This is a genomic window from Mammaliicoccus sp. C-M13, assembly GCF_022386845.1.
Taxonomy (GTDB): domain Bacteria; phylum Bacillota; class Bacilli; order Staphylococcales; family Staphylococcaceae; genus Mammaliicoccus; species Mammaliicoccus lentus.
On record NZ_JAJNHQ010000003.1, the window covers coordinates 110,635 to 123,632 of the forward strand.

Annotated in this window: 13 protein-coding genes; 2 read left to right on the forward strand and 11 right to left on the reverse strand. The window is 31.7% G+C overall.

Annotated features, from left to right (window positions below; all coding sequences use genetic code 11):
- The 3 genes from LQ615_RS03500 to sbcD form a co-directional block, all read right to left on the reverse strand.
- Complete coding sequence (locus tag LQ615_RS03500) at positions 1-621, reverse strand: SCO family protein (RefSeq protein WP_016999590.1); 621 nt, start codon at positions 619-621, stop codon at positions 1-3.
- Between the two features lie 97 nt (positions 622-718).
- Positions 719-3,742: an exonuclease subunit SbcC gene (gene sbcC / locus LQ615_RS03505; protein WP_239704000.1), complete on the reverse strand. Its 3,024-nt coding sequence runs from the start codon at positions 3,740-3,742 to the stop codon at positions 719-721.
- A complete protein-coding gene (sbcD, locus tag LQ615_RS03510; RefSeq protein WP_239703999.1) occupies positions 3,742-4,869 on the reverse strand; it encodes an exonuclease subunit SbcD in 1,128 nt (375 codons plus the stop codon). The genes sbcC and sbcD overlap by 1 nt, the downstream gene beginning before the upstream one ends.
- Before the next feature lie 69 nt (positions 4,870-4,938).
- Here sbcD and LQ615_RS03515 point away from each other — a divergent pair, with 69 nt between their 5' ends.
- Positions 4,939-5,451: a DUF2621 family protein gene (locus LQ615_RS03515; protein WP_272942373.1), complete on the forward strand. Its 513-nt coding sequence runs from the start codon at positions 4,939-4,941 to the stop codon at positions 5,449-5,451.
- A gap of 18 nt (positions 5,452-5,469) precedes the next feature.
- Here the strand turns inward: LQ615_RS03515 and LQ615_RS03520 are convergent, their stop codons facing one another.
- The 6 genes from LQ615_RS03520 to sosA form a co-directional block, all read right to left on the reverse strand.
- A complete protein-coding gene (locus LQ615_RS03520; protein ID WP_026023651.1) occupies positions 5,470-5,943 on the reverse strand; it encodes a CcdC family protein in 474 nt (157 codons plus the stop codon).
- Between the two features lie 34 nt (positions 5,944-5,977).
- Positions 5,978-6,664: a cytochrome c biogenesis CcdA family protein gene (locus LQ615_RS03525; RefSeq protein WP_016999595.1), complete on the reverse strand. Its 687-nt coding sequence runs from the start codon at positions 6,662-6,664 to the stop codon at positions 5,978-5,980.
- A 182-nt stretch (positions 6,665-6,846) separates the two neighbouring features.
- A complete protein-coding gene (locus LQ615_RS03530; RefSeq protein ID WP_016999596.1) occupies positions 6,847-7,077 on the reverse strand; it encodes a YneF family protein in 231 nt (76 codons plus the stop codon).
- A 204-nt stretch (positions 7,078-7,281) separates the two neighbouring features.
- Positions 7,282-9,270, reverse strand: coding sequence for a transketolase (tkt, locus tag LQ615_RS03535; RefSeq protein ID WP_064204992.1), 1,989 nt, complete (start codon positions 9,268-9,270; stop codon positions 7,282-7,284).
- Between the two features lie 83 nt (positions 9,271-9,353).
- Entirely contained in the window at positions 9,354-9,590 is a 237-nt protein-coding gene (locus LQ615_RS03540; protein ID WP_016999598.1) for a DUF896 domain-containing protein, read from the reverse strand.
- Positions 9,591-9,669: 79 nt separating this feature from the next.
- The gene (gene sosA / locus LQ615_RS03545; protein WP_016999599.1) at positions 9,670-9,900 is read right to left on the reverse strand and encodes a DNA damage-induced cell division inhibitor SosA; all 231 of its coding nucleotides are present in this window, start codon (positions 9,898-9,900) and stop codon (positions 9,670-9,672) included.
- Between the two features lie 143 nt (positions 9,901-10,043).
- Between sosA and lexA the strand changes: the two genes are divergently transcribed.
- Positions 10,044-10,664 carry a transcriptional repressor LexA gene (gene lexA, locus LQ615_RS03550; protein WP_016999600.1) on the forward strand — a complete coding sequence of 207 codons (621 nt, stop codon included), beginning with the start codon at positions 10,044-10,046 and terminating at the stop codon, positions 10,662-10,664.
- A gap of 318 nt (positions 10,665-10,982) precedes the next feature.
- Here the strand turns inward: lexA and LQ615_RS03555 are convergent, their stop codons facing one another.
- Positions 10,983-11,999: a CAP domain-containing protein gene (locus LQ615_RS03555; RefSeq protein WP_064204994.1), complete on the reverse strand. Its 1,017-nt coding sequence runs from the start codon at positions 11,997-11,999 to the stop codon at positions 10,983-10,985.
- Positions 12,000-12,019: 20 nt separating this feature from the next.
- Positions 12,020-12,997, reverse strand: coding sequence for a GMP reductase (gene guaC, locus LQ615_RS03560; protein WP_064204995.1), 978 nt, complete (start codon positions 12,995-12,997; stop codon positions 12,020-12,022).
- Position 12,998: the final 1 nt, after the last annotated feature.

The window sequence follows — 12,998 nt, forward strand, 5'->3', positions numbered from 1 at the left end:
TTAATCTTCAATTGGGCCTTCTTCAACTAATGTCTTAACATCAGCTACGATTTCTGATTTAGGGAATTTCTTATCCCCAGCATCTTGACCACTATATGTTTTAATAATTTTTCCATTCTGATCAACTAAATAGAAACTTGTACCGTGTGTTACTTGGTTACTACCTTTTGGTGGCGGCGCTACAATTGATTTAAAATTATCTTCTGCATATTGCTTAATAAATTTAAAGTCATAATTCGTTACTAGCGTCCATTTTCCATCAGGTACATTATATTGTTTAATATAATCTTTTAATTTTTTAGGTGTATCGTTATCAGGGTCTACACTAAAACTGATTACGCCATAATCTTTCACACCATCTTTTTCTAATTGGTCAATTACTGTACTCATATTATATGTCATTGGTGGACAAACTGTTTCACAATCAGTAAATATAAAATCGGCTATGTATACTTTACCTTTCATATCTTTTTGTGAAAATTTATCGCCATTTTGATCAGTGACGTTAAAAGATTGCAATTTGTTGCCATACTGACTCTCGGGTTCTATTGCATTGTTACTACAAGCACTAACTATCAAAATTATGGTAGCGAGTAAGCCAATAAATATTCCCTTTTTCATCTAAACACTCCCAAAATTTGCTATTAATTAAAATATATCAAATTAAATTTACAACTTAAACACATATTTTCATTAATTTATGTCTTTGCTGTGTCTTTTAGTTAACCGTAAAAGAGGTTGTGCTTAAAAATCCATTTTTATTTACATTTAAAATGGTCGGGATTCTAGTTTTTAATTCTGAAACGTGGGAAATGATACCGACTAACCTTCCAGACATTTGTATATTTACGAGTGTATCCAGCGCTGTTTCTAATGTTTCTGCATCTAACGTTCCAAATCCTTCATCTATAAACATTGATTCTAAGTGCACAGCACCCGCTTCTTGCTGCACTATATTAGATAATCCTATTGCTAAAGATAGTGACGCTTGGAACGTTTCTCCACCTGATAACGACGTTATATGTCTCGTTCTATTAGAAAATCTATCGAACACTTCTATTTCTAATCCGCTTAACCCCATAGACTTTTCTTTTTTACGTACAAGTTGATAACGATTGTTTGTCATTTTAACAAATTGTTGATTTGCGCTATCTAATATATGGTTTAAATAGTAAATGAGTACGTAGTTTTCTAATGACAATTTCTCACTATTCTTACCGTTCATCACTCTAGATAGTTCAATCATTTCTTCTTGTTCTTGTAAATCTCGTTCTATTTTGGCTATTATCTTTTGAATAGCGTCTCGTTTATCTTTATTTTGATCAACTTTTAATTGTAATTGTGTGTTTAATTTCGTCATTTCTGCTTCTAATTCTTTAGCAGCATTTAATTGAGAAATGATGTCTTCTAAATTTGGTACATCACAATCTTTAACTTTTTCAGTTAATTCTTTTACATCCGCTTCTAACTTAATATATTTCTTATCAAATTCTGTTACTTCAACTTCATACTCATCAATTTTATTCACACTTAATATAAGTTTATCTAATTGTTCGTATGACTCTATTTGTTGCTTATCCATTTCACTTTCTAAATATGACTTAATAGATGCTACTTGTTCTTCAAGCATTTGCCTTCTTTCGCTAATAGAACTTAGTTTGTTCTCTATTTGGTACAACTTCTCTTTATATTCATTTACTCGAGACTGTAATGTTTCTAATTCTTGATCATAACTTTTAATTTCATTTTCAAACGATTTAAATTGTTTACTAAAGTCTTCTATAAATTCAAATTGAGTTTCTTTATTAAAATAATCCATGTTATGTTCATAATTCTTGATTTCATTTTGAATACTATTACTATTTATTTCATCTTGAGATAAGCCTTTTTCTAAATCGTGCATTTCTTGTTTCATTTTTTGGCTACGTTGTCTACTATCTCTCAAGTCCGCAATTTCTTTTTGTATTTTTTCTAAATCATCGTTTACAGATTGTATTTTATCCGAAACTGATTCAATATCATTTAATTTCTTAAGCTGTGATTCTGTATTGTTTTGTCTTTCCTTATATACGACAATATCATTAGAAATTTTTTTATGCATTAGTTTAATTTCATGCTGTTCTTCTTTTTCTTTTCTTAATGAATCAAAATCTATATCACCGTTTAAGTTCTCTATGTTGGAACCACATATAGGACAAGCATCACCTTCATGCACATGCTTTTGAATTTTCAGTATTTCATCTTCTACTGTTAATACTTCAAATGCATCTGACTCTTTCATGCTTTGTTCAATATTCTTTTGTTGTTGTTCTAACTCAACTAGTTTTGATTCAATCTCTTTCTGAGTTGAAATAAGTGTTTCCTTTTCTTGAAATTGATTTTGTGTATTTTCTAATTGCTGTAATTCAAGTTTTAAAGATTCTTGCTGTTTTAATTTATTTTGTTCTGCTTCATCATCTGCATCTATATTTTTTAAAGATTCTTGCAATGTTGTAATCGAATTTGTCTTCTGAGTTATCTCTTCTTTTAACTTCTCTAGTTGTTTTTTCGCTTCAGGTAAATGTTCTTTACTATCATAATACTGTTCTATGCTTGTATAGATATGATTTGTCTTATTAATAAATGCTCTTTTCTTATTAATGTCCTCTTGGCTTTCGAGCTTTTCACTTAACTTGTTGTTATAAAATTCAAATTGACTGTGAACTTCTTGCTTTTCTGTTTTTAATTCTTCGTGTTGCTTCTCAGTTTCTTTCTTGTTAGTTTGTTTCTCTTTTAATTGATTATACTGATGCGTAATATTTTGTACTGTTTTTAAATACCTTAATTGTTCTCTTAAGTTATTAATATGTTCAACTTGTTCGTTAAGCATATTTAACTCATGTTGTTTTTCTTGTAATGTATCAAAGTTTTGTTTAATGACCTTCTTATTTTCATATTTCTTTTCTAAATTTTTAACGATTGTTTCTTGTTCTTTTAATTCTTTCAACTGATAATCTAATTTTTCTTTACCTATTTCTTCATACTGTACTAATGCATTTTCCACTTTCTTATAGCGATGGCCTTCTATATCTTTTAGTTCTTTTAATGTTTCGTGATCGAAGTCATGTAAATCTGATAAGCATTGAGAAATTTGCTGATAATGACTTTCTATTAAAGCAATTTCTTTCTTCATCTCTTCTCCTAATTGTTCTTGCAATGCTTCGAAACGATCACTATCAAATAATGTTCTTAAGATACTTCTCTTCTCTGTACTATTTGAAATTAAAAATTGCTTAAACTCCCCTTGAGGTAATATTAAAATTTGTCTAAATTGTTTAACGTTCATATGCAATATATCATTCAAATATTGATTACTTTCATTTATCGTACTCGTCTGTAAAGACCATTCGCCGTCTACTTCTTTATACACTTCCACAGTCGAATTTGTTGGATTCTTATTTCCTTCTTTTATATATTTAATTGTTCTAACCACTAAATATGATTCATTTTTAATTTTAAATTCAAATTGCACTTTACTCGGTAATTTAGGATCTGCAAAGTGACTTCTTAAATCCACTTTATCTCTTGATTGGGTCGATGTTTCTCCATACAAAGCATATACCATAGCATCAAATATCATCGTTTTCCCAGAACCTGTTTTACCACTTATTAAAAAGAGTTGAGATTTTGATAAATGGTTAAACTCTATCGTTTCATTAATAAACGGTCCAAAGTATTGCATGTTTAAAGTAAGGGGTCTCATTATTCATCAACTCCTTTATTGATTGCTTTTTCAAGTAATTGAACAACCTTTTCTTCTTTAATACCAGATAACTCCTCATCTGTTACATGACTATAAAATGACTTTATGATTTCTATATCACTTAAAGCATGAACATCTAATTGAATTTCATCTTCTTTCACTTCATAATCTTGTCTAGATATTTGTAATGTATTTGGATATATAGCACGTATCTTCATAAGTGGATCCGTTACATAATCCATATTCGTCAATTTAAAATGAAAATAGTCTTCCTGATTTTGAATTGTAATATTTTCATGTATAACATCTTCATAAGACGCTTGAACAACATGAAAAGAACGTCTAGGTGTTAGTGGTATAAAGTTTTGCTCAAAACTACTCTCGCTATATTCAAACAACCTATAGCCTTTAGCTTGGTTCTGTTCAGAGAATGAATATTGCATTAACGAGCCTGAATAAAATATATAATCTGATTGAATCGCAAATGGATGATGCAAATGTCCTAGCATAACAGTATCAAAAGACTTAAAAGTTTGAGCGCTAACTGTTTCAATCGTCCCTATTGATAGTGGTCTTTCAGAATCACTTGATTCTCCTCCAGCTACGAATAAATGTCCTACGAGTATATTCGTTTTACTGTTATCCATCACTTCTTCCATATGTTTAACGATATAATCAGTAGCTTCTTGGTGTGTATGTATGTCTTTATTGCCAAATGCTTGCCTTATATCAGCAGGCGTGAAATACGGCATAACGTATATATGGATATCATTCATTTCTACTGGTTTAAACATGTCATGATAATCTGTCATAATCTTTAATCCTGACTTAGCAAACCATTTTTCACCGTAATTCAATCTTTCTTTCCCATCATGGTTACCACTTATAGCGATTATTGGCGTATTTAATTCTAAATTAATCTTAGATAACGCATCTTCCAACACGACCATTGCATCTTTACTTGGATAATGTAAATCATATAAATCCCCACTTATGATTACAACATCCGGTTTATGTTCTTTTACTGCTTCGTATAATTGTTCTAATACATATTTTTGGTCTTCTAATAATGACTGGCCGTTTATAGTTTTTCCTATATGCCAATCAGCTGTATGTAAAATTTTCATATTCTATCACCTTTCAAAATATTTGTTAGACAGGTTTATTTGCTTCATTTATACTAGTCATAAGGAGTGATTTCATTGAGTAACGTATTTATATTCTTTATTGTCTTATGGTGCATAGTTTTTATTTCGTTACTTGCTATTGGCGGATTCTTTATGTTTCGAAAATTCTTAAAGCGCATGCCTAAAGATGATGGCATGAGTGAACTCGATTGGCAAGATTACTATATTCACAAAGCCTTGCCTTTATGGAATGATGAAGCAAGATCATTATTAAACGAATTAGTGTCTCCAGTACCAGATCTTTTTAGAGACGTTGCTAAAGAGAAAATTGGTGGACGTGTATCTAAAATCGCGCTAGAAGAACATGCTACTTCGATTGAACTCGATCATATCATGAGGGGATATATCGTTGCTACACCTAAAAAAGATCACAAATTTATGAAGAAAAAGCTAACAGAACTTAATATCGATTATACACCATATTTGCCATTGTTCGAATTAGCAGACGATGAAAAAAACAAGTTTTCTATATTTGATCATGCAGAAGAAATTTCAAATGCAAAAACAACGCACACTCAATAAATGAGTAGTGCGTTGTTTTTATTTTACAACACTTATTTGATTACGTAATTTCTTATATTTAAAGTACATAGATATTCTCCAAGGAACAATCATACTAAATGCCAATAAGAAAAACATACCAGCTAATTGGCCCGGATCGATTGAATCACTCAATACAAACTTACCTACAGTTCTTATAATCAATAAAGAAATAAGAATTACTGGAAATAATTTTGAACGTTTCATATATATTTCAGAACGTTTAATTTCAAAGTTGGACGTGAATATGAGAAATAATGAGAAGAAAAGACCTACAATGATCGATTCAATTATTTCAGCACCTGTTAGTCTGAAATAAGGCACTACGTACATAAGTGCTCCAGTAGCCATAAAAAATGGTGGTAATATAATCTTTCTAGTATTTGTTGGATAATTTTGTGCTTTCATTCTTACAACTATAACGGCTAAGCTCATTAAAGCTGCTATAAATACTGAAAAAAGCAAATACATGATTAAAACCCCTTTAAGTTCTAAATATCATTTGTGTTTATTCCAAACCCAAAGATTGGAAAAATATTGTTATGTCAGTTAATAAATCAAAGAACAATAAAATTCCCATAATTATCATAATTATACCACCAAACTTCATGATAGCAACATTGTACTTCCTAATTATTTGTAATTTTGTTATAAAGAAAGTTAATACGAAAAATGGAATGCTAAATCCAAGTACATACAGTAGCATATATAACATCGCTTGGGATGAATTTGTTGCTGCTAACGTTCCAATCGCAGCTATAATCGGCCCGTTACACGGCGTCCACCCAGCTGCAAAAGCCATACCAATTAAAAACGTACCAATAAAACCTGAAGGCTTTGCTTTAAAATTAATTTTTCTATCTTTCATTAAAAATTGTGGTTGGAATACACCTAAAATGATTAATCCAAACACAATAATGATGATTGCTCCTACTTGTCTTATTAATGTTTGATAATTTATAAACAAGCCAGATATGTATCCTATGCCCATACCTAAAATCATATAGATTAAACTAAACCCTAACAAAAAGATAATAGTATGTAATATTGCATTACGACTTAGCCCTTTATTTTTTAAATCATCGTAACTCATACCTGTAATGTATGACACAAAAGCAGGATATATAGGTAGAACGCAAGGAGAAACAAAACTTAATATACCTGCACCAAAAGCAACAAAAACTGTTAATTCCATTATATCCCCCCTCACTATTATTTCCATTTTATCAAATTTATGCGTCATTAAAACGATTTATTTTGAACAATAAGTGAAAAGTTATTAAAACTAAGGTTTAATTATACTAAGTTTAACAAATAAAAAGGGACCACATCACTTTCAAGAAGTGTCGCAATCCCTTTAACATCAATGTATATAAACTACTTGATTTTTTGATCCATGTTTTTGTTCATCATTGTCATCATTTGGTTTATTTTCTTTTGAGATGGTTTTTGACCCATTTGCATCATCATCATTCGTAACATTTCCTCATTGATAGGTGGATTCTTTTTCAAGTAATCCATCATATATTTACGCGCAAGGAAGAATCCTAGAGCAATCCCACCGATTAATGCCACGATGATTAATAGTATTGCTAACCATGTTGCCATTATTTCACCCACTTTCTGTATCCTCTAAAAGTTTACTAAATTAAAAAGATTTTATCAAGATGAAACTTAATGTTTCAAAATTAAAAAGGGAGCGGGACAGAAATCTCATTTTGCTAAAAAGATTTCACAGCCCACCCCGGCAAAGATGACTAGGAATAAAACAGTCCAAGACATTTATATATGTCTCGGACTGTTCAGTTTAAATTAGAAACTTAATACTGTGTTTAATACGTTTTCTTTAGTGAAACCGTATTTTTCAACTACTAAGTCTCCAGGCGCACTAGCACCGAATCTATCAATACTAATTACTTTACCTTCTATGCCAACATATTTGTGCCAACCTAATGATGATGCCATTTCGATTGCAACACGTTTTCTTAATGTTGGAGGTAAAACAGTAGCTTTATATTCAGGGTCTTGTTGATCAAATGCATGCCAGTTTGGTAATGATACAACTTGAACGCCTTTACCTTGAGCTTCAATATCTTTAGCTGCATCTACTGCTAGAGATACTTCAGAACCAGAAGCTAATAATAGATATTCAGGTTCTATTTCAGAACGGTAAACAATATATCCACCTTTACGAACGCCTTCTTCTACTTCAGCTTCTTTAACATCTAAAGCTGTTAAGTTTTGACGCGTTAATACTAATGCTGTAGGTGTTGATTTAGATTCTAAAGCAATTTTCCAAGCAACTCTTGTTTCATTTCCATCTGCTGGACGAATAACATTTAAGTTTGGAATAGCTCTTAAACCTGATAATTGTTCAACTGGTTCATGTGTAGGACCATCTTCCCCAACAGCAATTGAATCATGCGTAAATACAAATGTTGAAGGAACACCCATGATAGCTGATAGACGAAGTGCTGGTTTTAAGTAGTCACTGAATACGAAGAATGTCGCACCATAAGGTTTAACACCGCCATGCGCTGCCATACCATTTACTGCTGCTGCCATACCGAATTCACGAACACCAAACCAAATGTTACGTCCTTCTGGTGTTTCATCATTAAAGTCTGGCTCATCCTTAACGTTTGATTTGTTAGATGACGCTAAATCTGCTGAACCACCAAAGAATGCTGGTACAGATTTACTTAATGCTTGAATGATATCACCTGAATCAGCACGTGTAGCACTACTGTTTCCAGCTTCATATACAGGTAAATCTTTAGCATAGTCTTCTGGAAGTTCATTAGAAATTGCTTGTTTGAATGCTTCACCTAATTCTGGGTTAGCTTTAGCATACTCTTCAACTAATTCATTCCATTTTGTTTCATGCTCATTTGCACGAGTTAACATTGTATTGCTGAAAATATCATATACTTCTTGAGGTACGTTGAAACGTTTAGATGGATCTAAACCGTATGCTTTCAATGCCAATTCACGTTCTTCTTCACCAAGTGGCGCACCGTGAGCACCGTTTGTACCTGCTTTGTTAGGAGCTCCGTAACCGATTACAGTTTTTACTTCGATTAACGTAGGACCTTCTAATGATTTAGCCTCAGTTATAGCTTTATCAATAGCTTCTAAGTCATTACCGTCTTCAACTAAGATGTAACTCCAACCGTAAGATTCAAATCTATTTTTAACATTTTCTGAGAAAGCTTTATCTAAATCACCATCTAATGAAATATCGTTAGAGTCGTATAAAGTGATTAATTTATCAAGGTTTAAATGACCTGCTAATGAAGCTGCCTCGTGAGAGATACCCTCCATTAAGTCACCATCACTAGCTAAAACATATGTGTAGTGATCAACAACTTCATAATTATCTTGGTTGAATTTGCCTGCTAAGTGTTTTTCAGCCATAGCCATACCAACACTCATTGCAAATCCTTGTCCAAGAGGTCCAGTTGTAACTTCTACACCATCTGTATGATTAAACTCTGGGTGTCCAGGTGTTTTTGAATCCCATTGTCTAAAGTTTTTTACTTCTTCAAGTTCTAAGCTACCAGAAAGATGTAATAAACTATATAGTAACGCTGAACCGTGACCTGCAGATAATACAAAGCGGTCTCTATTAAAATAGTTTTTTGATTGTGGATTAAAGTTTAAATGCTTTGTCCATAAAGTATATGCCATTGGTGCAGCACCCATTGGTAATCCAGGATGTCCTGAGTTAGCTGCTTCGATAGCATCGATACTTAATGCACGGATTGAATCTACTGCTAGTTGATCTTTTTCATTAAACATATATTATAGTCTCCTTTATTCTGTTATCCATTATCATTATACATCATAATATTCGGAATATTAATTATTATTACTCATTTTAACTAATTTCTTATATTATTTTTCTTTTGGATTTCTTTTAATTTTTCAGGTGTTACATCTTTACCTTCTGGATCGATAACTTTTGTGCTTTCAATCGTATCTTTAAAGTTACCTCTAAAAGCTTGTAAATATTCTGCACGAAGTTTTGTTTGTTCTTTTGCTTCTTGTTCAGAAAGTCCACTTGTTTTCTTTTTATTTGCTAGCTCATTAATTCTTTCAATCTTTTCTTTACTTAACATTTTATCACCACTTTCCATTTAATTAAAAGATAACAAAAAAAAAGAGCAAATCCAAATGGATTTGCTCATATTTTAACGATTAATCTATCGAACCTACCATAGCTTTAGATTTACTTATATGATTTGGTTCTGCATCTATATTATTTGGTTGTTGGTTATCTTGTTGTTTGATTTTGTGATCAGTCATTTCGTACGTCTGTTCTGTTGAATAAACAGCATTAGACTGAGCTAAGTATAAATATCCTATTAATAGAGTCATCAAGAACACTGCTAAATATACTAAAACTGTCTTCTTAATTGTTACTGTCATAACTACTTCCTCCTAGAACGTTTGTTTGTATTTTTATAATAACAGAACAACTGTTCGTAGTCAATGAAAATACGAACAAATGTTTGTTCGAAGGAAACGTATGTGCTATAATAAATTTATATCAATATTAGGAGCGTGCGACTATGAAAGAATTAACTAAACGTCAATCTGAAATATATCAATTCATTAAACATATAGTACAAACAAAAGGTTATCCGCCTAGTGTTCGTGAAATTGGTTTAGCTGTCGGACTTGCTTCAAGTTCCACTGTACATGGCCATTTATCTAGATTAGAAGAAAAGGGATATATTAAACGTGACCCTACTAAACCTCGTGCAATCGAGATTACCGAGACTGTAGGAGAGAACATTAACCAAGAGAACACCATTCATGTTCCCGTCATAGGTAAAGTAACTGCTGGTATACCTATTACAGCAGTTGAGAACGTTGAAGAATATTTCCCGCTACCTGCTCACTTTACATCAACACATAATAGCAATATCTTTATATTAGATGTTATTGGAGACAGTATGATAGAAGCTGGTATTCTTGATGGAGATAAAGTAATCGTGCGAAGCCAAACAATTGCTGAGAATGGGGATATCATCGTCGCGATGACTGAAGATGATGAAGCTACCGTTAAACGCTTCTACAAAGAAGAATCACGTTATAGACTTCAACCTGAGAACAGTACAATGGAACCAATTTACTTAGACAATGTAAGTGTCTTAGGTAAAGTAGTAGGATTGTTTAGAGAAATGTAAAAAAGCTGTGATGCACTTGCATCACAGCTTTTTTTATATCATATTCCCTTTATTTGATTATTTGAGCTTTTATTTTTATTATAAAAATCTTTTTATGAAACATCTTTTTTATTTAATAATTCTTTGACACGATCTAAAACGTCAATATCTTTATTATTTATTTCTTTATTTTCCATGTTAAACTTCCCCTTTATATGTTATTCCACCAATCAAATTATTAGAAACAACATGTGTAAAACATTTAAGGAAATATGAAATAATTTTTATATCGTTATTATATCAAAGTTGTTTAGACAATGCACTTTGCTTATCTATTTTCTACTGTTGAGTAATATAGTTTTCAGTCCAATAAGGCTGTAAATCTTCGCCAATATCGACACCTACTCCTAACTCTTTATAATCTTTATTTAAAATGTTCTTTCTGTGTCCCAATGAGTTCATTAGTCCATGATGGGCATAAACACTGCTTATTTGACCATATGCTAAGTTTTCACCTGCAGTTACATAATCAAAACCATCATTGTCTAATCTATCAAATGGAGATAAACCTTGTTTATTCGTATGATCAAAATAATCGTTATCCACCATATCTGTACTATGCTTACGAGCAGTATGACTTACATTTTCATTATAAGATAATGTCGGTAAATCAAATTGAACGCGCTCTGCATTGACTATATCAAAATTTTGAAGTTCTAATGCACGCTTATATTCATCTGAAGCAGTATGGTACTGATTTGTACGCTTATCTTCAGTTGACGAAGCTACTTGCATAATTCCTTTAATTTGATTGTCTTGATGCTTATCATAAAATATGGTCGTATAAATGTTATCAAATTTGAAAACATCATAATCAGGATCATTTTGAACTAACTTAACTTTATCTTTTTGAATCTCATCTAAAGGTTCACCGAGAATTGAACGAACTTTATTCTTTTTCATTTTACTCGTTATACCTTTTTGAGATGTTATTAAGTCTTGGTTTGTATATAATCCTGTTACTTTGTCATCATCATAACTGACCATTACAAATCCATTGTATTGGTCATGATATGCATGCCATTTCTCATTATATTCATTAACGGTTACCCGTTTTGGTTTGCCAAGTTTCTTTTCAACTTCGCTTTTCGTTTGATTGATTTGAATATTATTAATCGCAAATTCTTGTTCTTTCGGCGTCTTTAGTTCAACTTTCTTAGTAGTTTGTTCATCTTCAAGTCCTTGTTGAACATTCATCACTTTTTGTTGAATTTGTTTAGATAAATCTGATTCAGGGACTGGCTTGATTAAGGTTATAATCAATAACAATATGAATAAGTAAAATACTTTTTTCAAGTAGTCCACCTCGCCTATTTTTAGTCGCGGTCACCGTTGAATATTGAATTTCGTACAATCACATAGTCTACTTTAGTGATAGATTGTAAGTCTTTGCCACCTGCATACGAGATAGAACTTTGTAAATCTTGTTCGATTTCAATTAAAGTATCTTTTAATGATCCTTTATGCTCGACAAACATTTTTTTACCTTCTACGTTTTTACGCTCACCTTTTTGGAATTCTGAAGCACTTCCAAAGTATTCTTTGTATAATTTGCCTTCAAGTTCAACAGTTTCACCTGGAGATTCTTCGTGTGCAGCAAATAGTGAACCTACCATAACCATACTAGCACCAAATCTAATTGATTTTGCAATATCACCATTTGTTCTGATTCCACCATCAGCAATAATTGGTTTTCTTGCAGCTTTACTACAATGGTTAATAGCAGCTAATTGCCAGCCACCAGTTCCAAATCCAGTTTTAATTTTTGTTATACAGACTCTACCAGGCCCGATACCAACTTTAGTTGCATCTGCTCCAGCATTTTCTAGTTCACGAACACCTTCTGGCGTTCCAACATTACCAGCAATTACAAATGTTTCTGGAATATGTTGTTTAATGTGCTTAATCATTCTAATAACTTGCTCAGAGTGACCGTGTGCAATATCTATTGTCATATATTCAGGAATTAAATTTTCATTTGCTAATTCTTCTATAAAATCATACTCATCTTTTTTAACACCTACTGAGATAGATGCAAATAAGTTTTTACTTTGCATTTTTTTAATAAATGGAATACGTGCTTTTTCATCAAAGCGATGCATGATATAAAAATAATCATTACTAGCAAACCATTCAGCTAGTTCTTCATTCATCACTGTTTGCATATTAGCAGGTACAACTGGTAATTTAAATGTTTTCGGCCCAAATTTAACAGTAGTATCACATTCAGAGCGACTTTCTACTATACATTTGTTTGGTATTAATTGTACGTCTTCATAATCAAAAATTTTCATA

Bases quoted from the DNA above. Each gene is read 5' to 3' on its own strand.
- LQ615_RS03500 (WP_016999590.1), bottom strand. From the start codon at position 621: ATGAAAAAGGGAATATTTATTGGCTTACTCGCTACCATAATTTTGATA.
- sbcC (WP_239704000.1), bottom strand. From the start codon at position 3,742: ATGAGACCCCTTACTTTAAACATGCAATACTTTGGACCGTTTATTAAT.
- sbcD (WP_239703999.1), bottom strand. From the start codon at position 4,869: ATGAAAATTTTACATACAGCTGATTGGCATATAGGAAAAACTATAAAC.
- LQ615_RS03525 (WP_016999595.1), bottom strand. From the start codon at position 6,664: ATGGAATTAACAGTTTTTGTTGCTTTTGGTGCAGGTATATTAAGTTTT.
- LQ615_RS03530 (WP_016999596.1), bottom strand. From the start codon at position 7,077: ATGGCAACATGGTTAGCAATACTATTAATCATCGTGGCATTAATCGGT.
- tkt (WP_064204992.1), bottom strand. From the start codon at position 9,270: ATGTTTAATGAAAAAGATCAACTAGCAGTAGATTCAATCCGTGCATTA.
- LQ615_RS03540 (WP_016999598.1), bottom strand. From the start codon at position 9,590: ATGTTAAGTAAAGAAAAGATTGAAAGAATTAATGAGCTAGCAAATAAA.
- sosA (WP_016999599.1), bottom strand. From the start codon at position 9,900: ATGACAGTAACAATTAAGAAGACAGTTTTAGTATATTTAGCAGTGTTC.
- lexA (WP_016999600.1), top strand. From the start codon at position 10,044: ATGAAAGAATTAACTAAACGTCAATCTGAAATATATCAATTCATTAAA.
- guaC (WP_064204995.1), bottom strand. From the start codon at position 12,997: ATGAAAATTTTTGATTATGAAGACGTACAATTAATACCAAACAAATGT.